Annotated in this window: 12 protein-coding genes; 2 read left to right on the forward strand and 10 right to left on the reverse strand. The window is 72.1% G+C overall.

Annotated elements, in window-relative coordinates; genetic code table 11:
* Nucleotides 1–32: 32 nt before the first annotated feature.
* Genes LK09_RS06995 through LK09_RS07010 form a run of 4 tightly spaced genes read right to left on the reverse strand, consistent with a single transcriptional unit; the run spans nucleotide 33 to nucleotide 6946 of the window.
* The gene (locus tag LK09_RS06995; protein WP_039397416.1) at nucleotides 33–3317 is read right to left on the reverse strand and encodes an AfsR/SARP family transcriptional regulator; all 3285 of its coding nucleotides are present in this window, start codon (nucleotides 3315–3317) and stop codon (nucleotides 33–35) included.
* Between the two features lie 28 nt (nucleotides 3318–3345).
* On the reverse strand, nucleotides 3346–5364 hold the full coding sequence (gene paaZ, locus LK09_RS07000; RefSeq protein WP_052226478.1) for a phenylacetic acid degradation bifunctional protein PaaZ: 2019 nt from the start codon (nucleotides 5362–5364) through the stop codon (nucleotides 3346–3348).
* Complete coding sequence (locus LK09_RS07005; protein ID WP_039397420.1) at nucleotides 5361–6206, reverse strand: 3-hydroxyacyl-CoA dehydrogenase family protein; 846 nt, start codon at nucleotides 6204–6206, stop codon at nucleotides 5361–5363. The genes paaZ and LK09_RS07005 overlap by 4 nt, the downstream gene beginning before the upstream one ends.
* On the reverse strand, nucleotides 6206–6946 hold the full coding sequence (locus LK09_RS07010) for an enoyl-CoA hydratase/isomerase family protein (protein ID WP_039397422.1): 741 nt from the start codon (nucleotides 6944–6946) through the stop codon (nucleotides 6206–6208). Before LK09_RS07010 ends, LK09_RS07005 begins: the two co-directional genes overlap by 1 nt.
* Nucleotides 6947–7103: 157 nt before the next feature.
* Here LK09_RS07010 and LK09_RS07015 point away from each other — a divergent pair, with 157 nt between their 5' ends.
* Nucleotides 7104–7661 (forward strand): TetR/AcrR family transcriptional regulator, encoded by a 558-nt coding sequence (locus LK09_RS07015; RefSeq protein ID WP_082008151.1) that lies wholly within the window; start codon nucleotides 7104–7106, stop codon nucleotides 7659–7661.
* A 4-nt stretch (nucleotides 7662–7665) separates the two neighbouring features.
* Here the strand turns inward: LK09_RS07015 and LK09_RS07020 are convergent, their stop codons facing one another.
* The 3 genes from LK09_RS07020 to LK09_RS07030 form a co-directional block, all read right to left on the reverse strand.
* Nucleotides 7666–8394 carry a sulfurtransferase gene (locus tag LK09_RS07020; RefSeq protein WP_039397426.1) on the reverse strand — a complete coding sequence of 243 codons (729 nt, stop codon included), beginning with the start codon at nucleotides 8392–8394 and terminating at the stop codon, nucleotides 7666–7668.
* Nucleotides 8395–8562: 168 nt separating this feature from the next.
* Entirely contained in the window at nucleotides 8563–9798 is a 1236-nt protein-coding gene (locus tag LK09_RS07025; RefSeq protein WP_039397428.1) for an amidohydrolase, read from the reverse strand.
* Between the two features lie 23 nt (nucleotides 9799–9821).
* Entirely contained in the window at nucleotides 9822–10760 is a 939-nt protein-coding gene (locus tag LK09_RS07030; protein WP_407939150.1) for an aldo/keto reductase, read from the reverse strand.
* A gap of 60 nt (nucleotides 10761–10820) precedes the next feature.
* Here LK09_RS07030 and LK09_RS07035 point away from each other — a divergent pair, with 60 nt between their 5' ends.
* A complete protein-coding gene (locus LK09_RS07035; protein ID WP_082008095.1) occupies nucleotides 10821–11225 on the forward strand; it encodes a DUF4870 domain-containing protein in 405 nt (134 codons plus the stop codon).
* Between the two features lie 6 nt (nucleotides 11226–11231).
* Here LK09_RS07035 and LK09_RS07040 read toward each other — a convergent pair whose 3' ends face one another.
* Genes LK09_RS07040 through LK09_RS07050 form a run of 3 tightly spaced genes read right to left on the reverse strand, consistent with a single transcriptional unit; the run spans nucleotide 11232 to nucleotide 15045 of the window.
* Nucleotides 11232–12671, reverse strand: a complete 1440-nt coding sequence (locus tag LK09_RS07040; protein ID WP_039397433.1) for an aldehyde dehydrogenase (NADP(+)) — start codon at nucleotides 12669–12671, stop codon at nucleotides 11232–11234.
* 11 nt (nucleotides 12672–12682) lie between these two features.
* Entirely contained in the window at nucleotides 12683–13891 is a 1209-nt protein-coding gene (locus LK09_RS07045) for an acyl-CoA dehydrogenase family protein (RefSeq protein ID WP_039397435.1), read from the reverse strand.
* On the reverse strand, nucleotides 13888–15045 hold the full coding sequence (locus LK09_RS07050; protein ID WP_039397437.1) for a CaiB/BaiF CoA transferase family protein: 1158 nt from the start codon (nucleotides 15043–15045) through the stop codon (nucleotides 13888–13890). Before LK09_RS07050 ends, LK09_RS07045 begins: the two co-directional genes overlap by 4 nt.
* Between the last annotated feature and the right edge of the window lie 85 nt (nucleotides 15046–15130).

A 15130-nucleotide genomic window follows, 5' to 3' on the forward strand; every position in this document is an offset into this window, starting at 1 on the left:
CACTGGTGGGAAACAGGGTGCCCGTTCGCTCTTCACAGACAGTTGGCGAGCGCTTGGCGCGCTCTCGTCAACCAGAAGTCCGCACCGGCGGCCTCGAGCAGGCGCACGGCGTTGCGCAGGTGGATGCGGGCTCCGTCGCGGTCTCCGAGAGCGAGCAGTGCCTCGCCGAGGAGCCCGTCATAGGAACCCACGATCGTGGTGCACGTGCCGCTGACCAGCAGCATCCCGGCGTACGGCCGCAGCAGGTCGTACATGTCCCGCACCAGATCGCGCTCGTCCAGGCGGATCGCGGCCAGGAGGCGCGCCGCGGCCGCCGCTGCCCACTGGTAGTCGCGGGGCGGCAGCGGCGTCTCCCGCAGCAGCGCGCGGGCCCGCGCGATCTCGCCGGCGCCCGCCCAGGCGAACGCGAGGACGGACGCGATTCCGGCGCCGCGGGTGCGCCGGTGCACTTCTTCGATCCACCCCGCCTCCGTGGAGAGGGCGTCCGCCTGCAACAGCTGGGCGATCCTGATCGAGACCATCGCGACATCGAAGTAGGCGACGTCCGTGAAGGGAAGAACCTCCTCGACGGGCTCCAGATGCCGCAGGGGCTCCGGCATCCCCTGAAACAGATCGAGCCCGACGTGCGCCACCGCCGCCTGAAGCAGGAGGGCGGGGTTGTGGAGCTCGGCCAGCTGCCCGTCGATCTCGGCCAGCAGCTCCCGCGCCGCGGCCACCGTGGCATGCGCGGTGTGCGCGACGACCAGCTGCAGCTGCGCGATCACCCGGAGATGCGGCGCGAGGCCGGGCATCGCGAGCAGTCTGCGTGCGGTGTCCGCGCGCTGCTGCGCGGTGTCCTGACCCTGCAGGGCGATGAGGCGCAGATGGAGGATCCGCTGGACGTGCACGGTATCGCCCGCGCGGTCTGCCGCGGCCACCGCCGCAGCCGACACCGTCTCAGCCTCATCGGTGTCGCCGGTGTGGGCGAAGACGACGGCGCGAACCGCCTGCGCGGTCGACCACGCCGGATCGCTCGGCACCAGGACACGCACGGCGTCGTCCATGGCCGCGCGGACGGCGCCCACATCCGATCCGTACCGGAACGGCACCCAGAGCCCGTGTCCCATCGCGATGTCGCACACCCGCACCGCTCGGACGGCATCGGAGCCGGCGAGGACGAGCGCCCGCTCCACCGCCGCATAGCCGTCGTCGAACCGCGCGGCCGCATAAAGGCTCTCGGCCAGGCCGACCGCGAGCTCGAATGCCTCTTCGGTCGAAGCACCGGCCGTCTCGGCCACTCCGAGGGCATCCCGCCAGAGGCTCGCCGCGTCTTCGGGGGCGTGCCGTGCCAGCGCCGCGTTCGCGGCGCGCGCGGAGAACTCCAGCGCCTGCCGCGCCGAGGCCGGACCGAGCCCGGATGCCGCCAGCCAGCACCGGGCGATCGCCGCCGCATGCCCCGCGTCTTCGCCATGGCGGCGGGTGAGAGCCGCCGCGACTCGCTCGCTCCCCCGCGCCCGCCACAGGCGCGAGTGCCGCGACAGCAGGGCATCCGCCACCAGCGTGTGCGCGAACCCGTACAGGCCGACGCGGTCCGGCATCTCCCGGATCAGACCGGCCGCAGTGGCGCGTTCGAGCGTCGCGCCGACGTCGTCCGGGTCCTGTGCGGACGCCTCCGCGACGACGTCCAGCTCGAACTCGCCGCCCGCGAGTGCCGCGATCTCCAGCAGGTGCGTCGTCTCGGCGCCCAGCGCCTCGACGCGCCGGCGCACGACGTCCCGCACGCCCGGCGGCACAGCGTCGCCCGCGCGGGCGACCTCGATGAGAAAGAACGGGTTGCCGCCCGTGCGGACTCGCAGCGAGCTCGCGTGATGCGAGCCGGGGTCGGCGCCCGACATCTCCGCGACGAGCTGCCGGGTCTCCTCGACGGTCAGGCCCTCGAGCTCGACGTGCCGCGCGCCCCGCCGCGCCAGCTCCGCCCGGGTGCGCCCCAGCGCCTCCGTGTCGAGCCGCCGGAGCGTCGCGATGACGAGGAGCCCGGGCGTGGCCGTCGCGGCGACATGCACGAGCAGGCGAAGCGTCGCCTCATCGGCGGCGTGGAGATCGTCGAGAACGATGACGGCCGGCGCGAGCGACCCGAGGAATCCCCCGACCGCCTCGAAGAACCGCCAGCGCTGCCCGGGCACATCGGCGGCCGGACTCCCCTCGAGGCCGCCGGCGAGGAACGCCGCGATCGGAGGCGGAACCGTGACCTCCGGCGCACTCGCGGCGAGGCCGCGCAGGATCTGCTCCCACGGCCACAGGGCGGGCGCCGACTCGTGGTCAGGACTCGCGCCCCACGCGACGCGCACGCCGACGCCTCCGGCGAAGCGCCGCACGAGCGCGGTCTTGCCGACGCCGGGCTCACCGTCCACGAGCACCACCCGGCCGGCGGCGCGCGCTTCGGTCAGCGCCTCCTCCAAAGCGGCGAGCGCGGCCGCGCGGCCGACGAAGCGGTCCTCCGGGCGTGCGGCCTCCGAGCTTCGCGCCGGTGCGAGGTCCGCCGCGGCGGCGTGGGCGCGGGTCTCCGGCGGGGTCGGCAACAGCGCGGCATCCTGCCGGAGGAGCGCGCCCTCGAGAGCCTGCAGGCGCGGGCCCGGATCGATGCCGAGCTCGTCGGCGAGCCGGCGCCGGATGCCGCTCACGCTCGTGAGGGCATCCGCCTGGCGGCCCGACCGGTAGTACGCGAGCGCCAGCAGCTCCCACGCGTGTTCCCGCAGCGGATGCCGGTGCAGAAGCGGCTCGAGCCGGGCGATGACGTCGCCCTGCCTGCCGAGTTCGAGTTCGGCGGCGCACAGGTTCTCGATCGCGTCGAGCCGCGCCGCCTCGAGCCGGTCGATCTCGGGCTGAGCCCATTCCGCCGCGCGCGCGTCGGCGAACGGCGTGCCCCGCCAGAGTCCGAGGGCGGAGGTCAGTGCCGTCGCGGCCTCGCTGTTGCGTCCGGCGGCGAGATGCGTCGCGCCGGCCGACACGAGCGCCTCGAACTGGCCGAGATCCAGCTCGAGGCGCTCGGTCATGAGTCCGTATCCGGCGGCGGCGCCGACGAGGATGCGCGGCGTCCCCCCTCGCGGGCGGCCGGGCTCCAGTCGCGCGCGCAGATTCGAGACGTAGACGTGCAGGCTGCCGCGGGCGCTCGGCGGCGGAGAGCCCGACCACAGCCGGTCGATGAGCACCTCGGCCGGCACCACGCGGTCGGCGTGCATCGCGAGCAGCGCCAGGAGCACGCGCTCCTTCGGAGGGCCGGCCTCCACCGCCTGCCCCGACGCCACGAGCTCGATCGGACCGAGGACGTTCAGCCGCACGGCGCCATCGTACGCCCTGGTCGCGTGCCTATTCCTTCGCGACGAGGGTCAGTACGTCGTAGGTCGCGACGATCTCGTCGCGCTGGTTGCGAAGCACGGCATCCCACCGCACCTCGCCGTACTCGTCGGTCTCGCGCGGCGTGATCTGCTTCGCCGTGAGGGTCACCCGGATCTCGTCACCCGGCGACACGGGCGTGAGGAACCGCAGGTTCTCCAGCCCGTAGTTGGCGAGCACGGGACCAGGCGCCGGGTCGACGAACAGGCCCGCCGCGAACGAGACCAGCAGGTAGCCGTGTGCGACCCGGCCGGGGAAGAACGGGTTCGCCGCCGCGGCCTCCTCGTCCGTGTGGGCGTAGAACGTGTCTCCGGTGAACTCGGCGAAGTGCTCGATGTCGGCGAGGGACACCTCGCGCGGGCCGCTCTCGAACCGGTCGCCGAGGTGCAGTTCGCGAAGCGACTTGCGGAACGGATGCCGCGCCACGTCCGTGGCGGCGCCCTCGTGCCACACGCCGGTGATCGCGGTGAGCATCTCCGGCGATCCCTGGATCGCGGTCCGCTGCATGTGGTGCAGCACCGCCCGGATGCCGCCGAGCTCCTCGCCGCCTCCGGCGCGGCCCGGTCCGCCGTGCACGAGGTGCGGAACGGGCGACCCGTGACCGGTGGACGTGCGGGCGTTGATCGAGCTGAGGACGAGCACACGGCCGTTGTACGCGGACGCGCGGCTCACGAAGGATGCTGCGACTCCCGGATCGTCGGTGACCAGCGAGGTCACCAGCGACCCGCCGCCGCGGGCCACGATCTCGGCGGCCTCCTCGAGGGTCCGGTAGGGCAGCACGGTCGCGACCGGACCGAAGGCCTCCACCTCGTGCGCCGCGGGCACGGACGCGTCGCCGAAGCCGAGCAGCACCGGCCCGACGAACGCTCCTTGCGCGTCGAGATCCGCGGGAGCGTCGGTGCTGCCGAGCAGCAGCGAACCGCCGGCATCCTGCAGGCGGCGCACGTTCCGCAGCACCTCGTCGCGCTGCTCGAGCGACACCAGCGGCCCCATCGTGACGCCCTCGTCGCGCGGGTCGCCGATGACGACACGACTGTCGACCACGGTCTGGAGGGCGTCCACGAGCGCGCCGATGCGGTCTTCGGGGACGAGGGCGCGACGGATGGCCGTGCACTTCTGTCCGGTCTTCGCGGTCAGCTCGGTGAAAAGCTGCCGCACGAACGCGTCGAAGGCGGGCGTGCCCGGCGCGGCATCCGGACCGAGCACCGATGCGTTGATCGAGTCCGTCTCCGCCGTGAAGCGCACATCGCCGGGAATCTCGGCACGCAGACGCGCCGCCGTCGAGGCGCTTCCGGTGAAGCCGACCAGGTCGCCGAGGCGGAGCTGCCCGAGCAGACCCGGGATCGCCCCGCTGACCAGCTGCAGGGACCCGGCCGGGACGAGGCCCGTGTCCACGAGGATCCGCACCCAGGCCTCGGTCACGTACGCGGTGGGGGTGGCCGGCTTGATGAGGCTCGGCACTCCGGCGAGGAACGCGGGGGCGAACTTCTCCAGCGGCCCCCACATCGGGAAGTTGAACGCGTTGATCTGCACCGCGACGCCCGGGAGCCGGGTGAGGATGTGCTGCCCGGAGAACGAGCCGTCCTTCGACAGCGGCTCGACGGGTCCGTCGACGACGACCTGGGCATTGGGAAGCTCGCGCCGGCCCTTCGACGAGTAGGTGAACAGCACGCCGATGCCGCCGTCGACGTCGATCATCGCGTCGCGCCGGGTGGACCCGCCCTTCGCGCAGAGCGCATAGAGCTCGTCCTTGTGCTCGCTGAGGGCGAGCGCGAACTGCTTGAGGAGCAGCGCGCGCTGGTGGAAGGTGAGCTCGCCGAGGCTGCGCTGGCCGATCTCCCGGGCGTAGGCGAGCGCTCCGGCCAGGTCGATCCCCCGGCTCGACACGCGGCACACCTCGGCGCCCGTGGACGCGTCCCGCACGATGGCGGCGTCCGGATCGTCGGGCGTGACCCAGGCATCGTTCACGTAGCTCGGCAGCACGGCGCTCATCGTTCGCTCCATTCGTAGAATCCCTGTCCGCTCTTGCGCCCGAGGCGTCCCTCGGCGACCATCCGCCGCAGCAGGTCCGGCGCGGCGAACCTGTCGCCGAGCCGGGCATGCAGCTCCTCGGCGATCGCGAGCCGCACGTCGAGGCCGACGATGTCGGTGGTGCGCAGCGGTCCCATCGGATGCCCGTAGCCGAGCTGCATCGCGAGGTCGATGTCGGGGGCGGATGCCACGCCCTCCTCGACCATCCGGATCGCCTCGAGCCCGAGGGCGACGCCGAGGCGGCTGGACGCGAATCCCGGGGCGTCGTGCACGACGATCGGGGTCTTGCCGAGGGCCTCGATCCAGCCGGTCGCCAGCTCACGTGCGGACGCATCGGTCTGCGCGCCGAGCACCACTTCGACCAGCTTCGACGACGGCACCGGGTTGAAGAAGTGCATTCCGAGGAACGAGCCCGGGCGGCGAAGCACGGCCGCCAGTTCGCCGATCGACAGCGACGAGGTGTTCGTGGCCAGCACCGCCGACTCGCCGATCGCCGCCTCTGCGCGTGTGAGTGCTGCGGCCTTCAGACCGGGATCCTCGGGGACGGCTTCGACCACGAGCGCGCACTCGGCGAAGGCCGCGGCATCCGTGCCGAGCGTGAAAGCCGTGTCGTCGGGAACGGGCATCCCCCGCTCCCGCGATCCCTGCAGCAGTCCGCGTACGCGATCCGACGCGGCCGCCACCGCCCCGGCATCCTGCTCGACGACGTGCACCCGGGCACCCGCCATCAGGAACGCGTGCGCGATGCCGGCGCCCATCCGGCCGCCGCCGATCACGCCGACGTTCTGCGGAACCCCGCTCATCACTTCTTCCGCCGTTCCAGGAACGCGGTCATGCGCTCCCGCTTCTCGGGCCGCTCGAACAGTTCGGCCTGCAGTTCGTACTCGATCTGCGGATGGGCGTCCCGCGGCGCGGCGAGCGCCCGCTTCGTGTACTGGGTCGCGAGCGGGTCGTTGGCGGCGATGCGATCGGCCAGGGCGTGGGCGGCATCCATCAGCGCCTCGGGCTCGTGGAGCGACGAGAGGATGCCCCAGTCCACCGCCTCGGCGGCATCCAGGATGCGGCCGGTGAGCAGCAGCTCGGCGGCGCGCGCCTGGCCGACGATCGCGGGGAGGCGGAACGTCGCGCCCGCCGCGGGCAGGATGCCGAGCCCGGTCTCGGGGTTGCCGATCCGCGTGCGCGGCGTGCCCAGGCGAAGATCGGCGGCGAAGGCGAGCTCTGCTCCTCCGCCGAGCGCCCACCCGTCGACGGCGGCGATGACGGGCATCGGAAGCTCGGCGATGCGGGTGAACACGCGCATGTTGATGCCTTCGCGGGCGTCCCCCGCGGTGCGCTCGCGCAGCTGCGCGATGTCGGCGCCCGAGGCGAAGACGCCGTCGGATCCGGTCAGGATGAGCACGCGCGGGACGGCCTCCAGCTGCGCGCACAGGGCGTGCAGCTCGTCGACAAGCTCCTGGCCGATCGCGTTGCGCGCGGCGGGTCTGTCGAGCGTCGCGACCACGCGATCCGCGCGTGCGTCGACGCGCAGTGTGGACTGGGACATCCTCGCCTCCTGATTACCGACCGATCGTTCAGTAATCATCGCAGACTTCGCGCGCCCCCGGCAACCGCGGCCGTCTCGGTGTCAGACTGGCCGGGTGACCGACGTCGACGAACCCGCCCCGGCCCGCCGCGGGCGCCCCGGCTACGACCGCGAGCAGATGCTGTCCGGCGCGGTGCGCGTCTTCAACGAGCAGGGCTACGACGCCACGTCGGTCGCGGCCCTCACCGAACGCCTCGGTCTCAGCAAGGCCGCGCTGTACCACCACTTCGATTCCAAGGAGCAGGTGCTGGATGCCTCCCTCGAGCGCGCGCTCGGTCCGCTCGAGGCGGTGCTCGTCACCCCCGAGGCGACGACCGGCACTGCCATCTCGCGGCTGGCGGCCGTGCTGCGCGGAGCAGTGCACGTGCTCGTCGCCGAGCTCCCCCACGTCACGCTGCTGCTGCGCGTGCGCGGCAACAGCGAGGTCGAACGGCGCGCCCTCGACCGGCGCCGGTCGTTCGACCAGCGCATCGCCGGACTGGTGCGCGATGCCCAGCGCGAAGGCTCGGTGCGCAGCGACATCGAAGCATCCGTCGCTGCGCGGCTGCTCTTCGGCACCGTGAACTCGATCGTCGAGTGGTACCGGCCGGGCGGCCCCGAGACCGCCGACCGCCTCGCCGACGACGTGGTCGCGGTCGCCCTCGACGGCCTGCGGACCCCGGACGCCGAGGCCTGAGGGCCTATCGGGGCGTGAGGCCGGAGGTGAGCGCTTCGCGCTCGTCGAACACGAAGCACTCGCCGTTCCAGTGGGCGCCGCCGACCTGCTCGAAGTAGCCGAGGATGCCGCCGTCGAGCTGGTACGCGTCGACGCCGATCTCACGGAGGTAGATCGCGGCCTTCTCGCAGCGGATGCCGCCGGTGCAATAGCTCACGACCGTCTTGCCGTGCAGGTCTTCGGCTGCGCCGGCCGCGGCATCCGGAAACTGCGTGAACCGCTCGATCCGCCAGTCCACGGCGCCGGCGAATGCGCCGTAGTCGACCTCGAACGCGTTGCGGGTGTCGAGCAGCACGACCTCGCGGCCGTCGTCGTCGGCGCCGGCGTCGAGCCAGCGGCGCAGCGTCTCGGGGGCGACGGCGGGTGCCCGGCCGGCCTCGGGCCGGATCGTCGGGTGGTCCATCCGGATGATCTCGCGCTTGACCTTGACGAGCATCCGTCCGAAGGGCTGGTCGTCGGACCAGCTCTCCTTCGTGGTCAGGGCGGCGAACCGGTGGTCGGCGCGCAGGGCGTCGACGAAGCCGCGCACGGCGTCCGCGTCACCGGCGAGGAAGAGGTTGATGCCCTCTTCGGCGAGCAGGATCGTGCCCTTCAGCCCTGCGACATCCGCGCGCTCGCGCAGCACCGGCCGGAGCCCGGCGGGGTCGTCGAGGTGCGTGAACAGGTACGCCGAGACGTTGAGAACGGATGCCACGGCGTCCAGCCTACGGAAGCTGGCTGTGGAGGCCCGGGTCCGCCCCCGACAGATCCGTCACGAACGGCCGGTTCAGGCGTTCGATCGTGACGGATCCGGCTGGGACACCTCCGAGGATCCGTCACGAACGGTGGTGCGAACCGTGCGATCGTGACGGATCAGGGCGGATCAGCGCATCCAGGACGAGCGGCCGAAGCGCGACCACCGCTCGACGACGCGCGGTTCGCCGTCGTCACCCGGCTCGTAGACGGCGCGCCCTTCGATGAACACCCGCTCGACGCGCGCAACCACCGCGAGCGGGTCGTCCGACCACACCACGAGGTCGCCGTCGCGACCGGGCTCGAGGGCGCCCACGCGGTCGCCGAGCCGCAGGATGTCGGCCGGGTTCACGGTCAGAGCCTCGAGCGCGGTGGATGCCGGCAGCCCGTCGCGCACCGCGAGGATCGCCTGCAGGCGCAGCTGATCGATGGGCACCACCGGGTGGTCGGTCGTGATGGCGACCTTCACGCCGGCCTCGGCGATGAGGGCGAGGTTTCCGATCGCGCGGTCGCGCAGCTCCACCTTTGACCGCGACGTGAGCAGCGGCCCGAAGATGACCGGGATGTCCTTCTCGGCGAGCACGTCGGCGATCTTGTGCGCCTCCGTGCCGTGGTTGACGACGAGGGTGTACCCGAACTCCTCCGCGATGCGGATCGCCGTGACGATGTCGTCGTGGCGGTGGCAGTGCTGGTCCCAGAGCAGCTCGCCGGAGAGCACGGCGGCCAGCGTCTCCTTGCCGAGGTCGCGCTCGAACGGCTCCTCCTTCGCCTCCGCCGCCGCACGCTTGGCGGCATAGTTCTGCGCCGCGACGAACGCGTCACGCAGCACGGACGCCACGCCCAGACGCGTCGCCGGCGTCTTGCCCTTGTCGCCCCACACTCGCTTCGGGTTCTCGCCGAGGGCGGACTTCACCGAGACGTCCGCGGCGAGCACCTGCTCGTCGACCGTGCGGCCGCCCCACGTCTTCACGGCGACCGTGCGTCCGCCGATCGGATTGCCCGACCCGGGCTTGACGACGACGGTGGTGATCCCGCCGCGCAGCGCGTCGCGGAATCCGACCTCTTCGATGTCGATCCCGTCGATGGCCCGGAAGCGGGCACCGTTCGGGTCGGTCATCTCATTGGTGTCGTTGCCCGACCAGCCCTCGCCGTCCTCGTGCACCCCGAGGTGTCCGTGCGCCTCGACGAACCCGGGCGTCACCCGGCTCCCGGTGGCATCCACGACCTCCGCACCGGCCGGCACCGGTGTCTCCGGCCCGCCGACCGCGGTGATCACCCCATCGGTGACGACGACCGTGCCGTTCGGGATCGGATCGGAGCTGACGGGAACGACGAGACCGCCGGTGACGGCGAGGATGCGGGCCATGCGTCCAACCTACGCCGCAAGGGCTACGCGGCCGGGTCCTCCGGCAGGGGAAAGAGCGCGTCGATGGCGGCCAGGTCGTCGGGGGTCGGCGTCCAGGCTGCCGCCGCCTCGGCGTTCGCCCGCACCTGCTCGGGACGCGTCGCACCGGCGATCACACTGGACAACTCGGGGCGGGCCAGCAGCCACCCGAAGGTCGCCTGCAGCATCGTGATGCCGCGCTCGTCGCAGAACGCCTGGTACGCCTCGAGGGCATCCCACGGAGCGTTCTGCCAAAGGTGCGGACGCTGGCGCATGATGCGGCTGTCGTCGGGGCCGCCGCTGCGGGTGAACTTGCCCGTGAGCAGGCCGTTGTAGAGCGGGAAGAACGGGAAGAATCCGAGCCCGTACTGCCGCACCGCCGGCAGCACCTCGCGCTCGGCTCCGCGGGCCAGCAGGCTGTAGTGGTTCTGCGCCGACACGAAGCGCGACCCGCCGCGGCCTCGTGCGGTGAACTCGGCTTCCGCGATCTGCCAGCCGGCGAAGTTGGAATGCCCGAAGTACCGGATCTTTCCTTCGCGCACCAGGTCGTCCAACGCGTCGATCGTCTCGTCGATCGGCGTGGTGGCATCGGGCGTGTGCAGCTGATAGAGGTCGATCCAGTCCGTCTGCAGACGGGTCAGGGATGCCTCGACCGCCCGGCGGATGTAGGTGCGCGATGCCATCGCGCCGCCGAGCTGGGCGGTCGCGAACGCGTTGTGCCCGAATTTCGTCGCCACCACGACGCGATCGCGGCGTCCGCGCAGCGCCTCACCCATCAGGGTCTCGCTGGCGCCCGGCGTCGCACCGTAGATGTCGGCGGTGTCCAGGAACGTCACGCCGGCGTCGATCGCGGCATCCAGCACCGCCCGCGTGCCCTCGAGCGTCTCGGTGACGGTGCCGGTCCGGCCGAAGTTGTTGCAGCCGAGACCGACCGCAGAAACCATCAGTCCGGAATTTCCCACCACCCGTGTATCAAGAACGCCCATTCCGCCACACTAATAGGTATGAGCGACCAAACACCTCCCCCGGCGGCTGCCGCGCAGCCCCTGTCTCCCGAAGCCGACAAACAGGCGGCCATGTGGGCCAACATCGGCGGAATCGTGGGCTTCCTGCCCTCGCTGCTGATCTGGCTCATCCTCAAGGACCGCGGCCCGCGGACCAACGTCGAAGCCAAAGAGGCCCTGAACTGGCAGATCACCTGGACGATCCTGCAGGTGGGACTCTGGATCGTCGTCACCATCCTGACCGGCATCCTCTTCGCCAGCGGTCTCTGGCCCCTCGCCGCACTGATCGGCTGGCTGCCGTTCCTGTGGTGGGTCGTCAACGTGATCTTCTCGATCATCGCCGGCGTCACCATCAACAACGGCGGCAGCTACCGCTACCCGCTGAACTTCCGCTTCATCAAGTAACGGCGCTCACGCCACGAGGACGCCGTCCTCCCGTCGCGGGATCCCGGCCGGGTTGCCGTCGCGCAGCTCGGCCGGAAGCACGGCCTGAGGTGCGTCCTGATACGCGATCGGCGCGAGGAACCGGCGGATCGCGGTGGCCCCGACCGAGGTGTGCACGGAGGCGGTCGACGACGGCCACGGACCGCCGTGGTGCTGCCCCCACGCGATCGCCACGCCGGTCGGCCACCCGTTGAACAGCACTCGCCCGGCCACTCGCCCGAGGGCGACGGTCGCCTCCGCGACGAGCGCGTCATCGTCGGATGCGGCGGTGCGCACGGTGCCGGTGAGACTTCCCTCCAGTTCGGCGAGGGCACGGGACAGGTCGCCCGGGTCGTCGTACCGGACGAGCAGGGTCAGCGGACCGAAGTGCTCCTGCTGGAACACCTCCGGCTCGGCGAGGAACGCCGAAGCGGTGGTGGCCACGACGATGGGCGCCGAGCCCTCGGCGTCCGCGACCGCGATCACCTCGACGTCGGCGCGTGCGGCCAGCTCGTCGGAACCGGCCGCGAACGCGCCCGTCATCCCGGCCGTGAGCAGCTGCTGCCCGGGAGCCGCGGCGACCGCGGTCGCCAGCTCCGTCTCGAACGTCGTGCCGGCCGGCACGAACACGAGCCCCGGCTTGGTGCAGTACTGACCGCCGTCGCGCGTGAACGATCCGGCGAGGCCCGCCGCGAGACCCGCGGGGTCCTCCGCCACGGCGGCGGGGGTCACCACCACCGGGTTGATCGATCCGAGCTCGCCGTAGAACGGGATCGGAGCCGGCCGCGACACGGCGATGTCGTACAGCGCCCGGCCGCCGCGGGTGGATCCGGTGAAACCCACGGCGGTGACGAGCGGATGCCGCACCAGCGCCAGGCCCTCGTCCATCCCCTCGACGAGCACCAGCGCATCGGCCGGGCCGCCGGCATCCCGGATCGCCCCGCGCACGACGTCGGCCACGCGCCGCGAGAGCTCCGGGTGACCGGGGTGCGCCTTCAGCACGACGGGGCAGCCGGCGGCGAGCGCCGAGGCGGTGTCGTTGCCGGCCACCGAGAACGCGAACGGGAAGTTGGATGCCGCGAACACCGCGACCACGCCGAGCGGACGCAGCATGCGCCGCAGGTCCGGGCGCGGCGGCAGCAGCGAGGCGTCCGGGGCGTCGACGGTGGCTTCGAGGTACGAGCCCTCCTCGATGACGTCGGCGAAGAAGCGCAGCTGGGTGGCGGTGCGCACCACCTCGCCCGACAGGCGCGCCTCGGACAGGTGCGTCTCGGCCTGCGCGATCGGGACGAGCTCCGCGCTCGCGGCCTGCAGCGCGTCGGCCGCGGCGCGCAGCCAGCGGGCGCGATCCGCGCGGGTCGATGCGGCGAGGCCGGATGCCGCGGCGGCGCGGACGGCGAGGTCGACGGTCTCTTCGGCGGTGGTCATCGCGGCCCCCTTCAGAACGCGGCCAGCCCCGTGAGGGCGCGGCCGATGACGAGCTGGTGGATCTCGTCGGTGCCCTCGTAGGTGCGCACCGACTCGAGGTTGTTCGCGTGACGCATGACCGGGAACGCGTTGGTGATCCCGTCGCCGGCGAGGATCGACCGCGTCTGGTGGGCGATCTCCAGCGCTTCGCGCACGCTGTTGAGCTTACCGACCGAGATCTGGGCCGGGGTCAGCGCGCCCCGCTCCTTGAGCCGGCCGAGGTGCAGCGCGAGCAGCATCCCCTTCTCCACCTCGACGAACATGTCGGCGAGCTTGGCCTGGGTGAGCTGGTTGGCGCCGATCGGCTTGCCGAACACCTCGCGGGTGAGCGAGCGCGACAGGCCGGCCTCAAGGCAGCTGCGCGCGGCACCCATGGCGCCCCAGATGATCCCGTAGCGGGCCTCGTTGAGGCAGCCGAAGGGACCCGACAGCCCCTCGGCGCCGGGAAGGATCGCGTCGGCGGGCAGCCGCACGTCGTCGAGGTCGATGTCGCACTGCACCGAGGCGCGCATCGACAGCTTGCCGGGGATCGGGGTGGCCGTGAAGCCGGGCGTGCTGGTCGGCACGAGGAATCCGCGCACCGCGCGTCCGCCCTCGCCGAACTCGGGGTCATCGACCTTCGCCCAGATGACGGCGACGTCGGCGAGGGATGCCAGGCCGATCCACCGCTTGGCGCCGCTCAGCACCCAGCCGTCGCCGTCGCGGCGCGCGGTCGTGGTCATGCCGGCCGGGTCGCTGCCGCCCTGCGGCTCGGTGAGGCCGAAGCATCCCACCAGTTCGCCCTTGGCCATCCCGGGCAGCCACTGCTGCTTCTGCTCCTCGGAGCCGTACTTGGCGATCGCGCTCATCGCGAGCGACCCCTGCACCGACACGAAGGTGCGCCAGCCGCTGTCGGCGGCTTCGAGCTCGAGGCAGACGAGACCGTATGCCACTGCTCCCGCGCCCGCGCAGCCGTATCCCTTGATGTGCATCCCGAGGAATCCCTCGGCGCCCAGCTGCGGGATGAGCTCGGTGCGGAAGTGGGCGTTCTCGAAGTCGTCCTCGATGACGGGGTTGATCTTCTCCTGCGCGAACCGGCGGGCGCGCTGCTGCCAGTCGCGCTCGTCGTCCGAGAGCAGGGCGTCGAAGTCGAAGACGGCGTCGATGCTCGGTGCTTTCGGGGTGAAGAGTGCGGTCGTCATGTGTCGCTCCTTTGCGGAAGGGGTCGGTGCCAGGCGGCGCCGTGGTCGGCGTCGAAGGCGGGCGGAGGGGTGTGCGGGACGGCGGGGGTGGCCGACAGACCGATCGGAGAGGAGATCGTCCGGGTGGCGCCGAGGGTCACCACGGGGTCGAGTCCGAGTCCGGCCGCGAAGTCGATGGCCTCGGCGACGTCGTTGACGAGTCCGGCCGGGACCCCGGCGGCGGCGAGGCGCGTCGCCCAGTCGGCCGCGGGAGCCGTCGACAGGCCCCGTTCGAGGTCGGCGGCGAGCGCGTCGCGGTGCGCGACCCGGTCGGTGTTCGACACGTAGCGCGGGTCGGCGGCGAGCTCCGGCAGGCCGAGCGCGCCGCACAGCGCCGCGAACTGCTTGTCGTTGCCGACGGCGATGACGAGGTCCCGGTCGGCCGCGCGGAAGACGGCGTACGGCGCGATGGACGGGTGCGCGTTTCCGAGCCGGCGCGGAGCGGCGCCGGTCTGCAGCGTCGACGAGGCCTGGTTGGTGAGGGCGGAGAGCAGGCTGTGCAGCAGGTTCACCTCGACGCGCTGCCCGGCCCCGGTGCGATCGCGTTCGCGCAGCGCGAGCAGGATGCCGGAGACGGCGTTCTGGCCGCACAGCACGTCGACGAGGGCCACGCCCGCCTTCGCCGGCTCGCCGTCGGGTGCGCCGGTGATCGACATCAGCCCACCGACCGCCTGCACGAGCAGGTCGTATCCGGCGAGGGCCGCGCCCTCCCCCGCACCGAAACCGGTGATCGAGCAGTACACGACGGCGGGGTTCGCCGCCTGCACGCTCGCGTAGTCGAGGCCGAACTTGTCCATCACGCCGGGCCGGAAGTTCTCGACCACCACGTCGGCCGTTGCCGCGAGCTGCTGCGCCTGGGCGCGCCCCTCGGCACTGCCGAGGTCGATGGCGACCGAGCGCTTGCCCCGGTTGACGCTGTTGAAGTAGGTCGCCTGCCCGTCGGCATCCACGGGCGGACGCCAGTGCCGCGTGTCGTCGCCGGCGGGCGGCTCGATCTTGATGACGTCGGCGCCGAAATCGGCGAGGGTCATGGTGGCGTAGGGGCCGGCCAGCACGCGGGAGAAGTCGGCGACGCGGATGCCCGAGAGCACTCCGCCCGATGCGGCTTCAGCCATCGTTCCTCCTTCTGCGCAGGGTGTCCGACGCGGCGATGCAGCGTCGCGACGTAATTCATCCTATTCCGAATCTTTATCGTGGCGA

This window comes from Microbacterium mangrovi (assembly GCF_000802305.1).
Classification (GTDB): Bacteria; Actinomycetota; Actinomycetes; order Actinomycetales; family Microbacteriaceae; genus Microbacterium; species Microbacterium mangrovi.

Excerpts from the sequence above, each read along its gene's own strand:
- paaZ (WP_052226478.1), bottom strand. The coding sequence starts at position 5,364 with ATGAGCGCCGTGCTGCCGAGCTACGTGAACGATGCCTGGGTCACGCCC.
- LK09_RS07005 (WP_039397420.1), bottom strand. The coding sequence starts at position 6,206 with ATGAGCGGGGTTCCGCAGAACGTCGGCGTGATCGGCGGCGGCCGGATG.
- LK09_RS07010 (WP_039397422.1), bottom strand. The coding sequence starts at position 6,946 with ATGTCCCAGTCCACACTGCGCGTCGACGCACGCGCGGATCGCGTGGTC.
- LK09_RS07015 (WP_082008151.1), top strand. The coding sequence starts at position 7,104 with ATGCTGTCCGGCGCGGTGCGCGTCTTCAACGAGCAGGGCTACGACGCC.
- LK09_RS07025 (WP_039397428.1), bottom strand. The coding sequence starts at position 9,798 with ATGGCCCGCATCCTCGCCGTCACCGGCGGTCTCGTCGTTCCCGTCAGC.
- LK09_RS07030 (WP_407939150.1), bottom strand. The coding sequence starts at position 10,760 with ATGGTTTCTGCGGTCGGTCTCGGCTGCAACAACTTCGGCCGGACCGGC.
- LK09_RS07035 (WP_082008095.1), top strand. The coding sequence starts at position 10,821 with ATGAGCGACCAAACACCTCCCCCGGCGGCTGCCGCGCAGCCCCTGTCT.
- LK09_RS07040 (WP_039397433.1), bottom strand. The coding sequence starts at position 12,671 with ATGACCACCGCCGAAGAGACCGTCGACCTCGCCGTCCGCGCCGCCGCG.
- LK09_RS07045 (WP_039397435.1), bottom strand. The coding sequence starts at position 13,891 with ATGACGACCGCACTCTTCACCCCGAAAGCACCGAGCATCGACGCCGTC.
- LK09_RS07050 (WP_039397437.1), bottom strand. The coding sequence starts at position 15,045 with ATGGCTGAAGCCGCATCGGGCGGAGTGCTCTCGGGCATCCGCGTCGCC.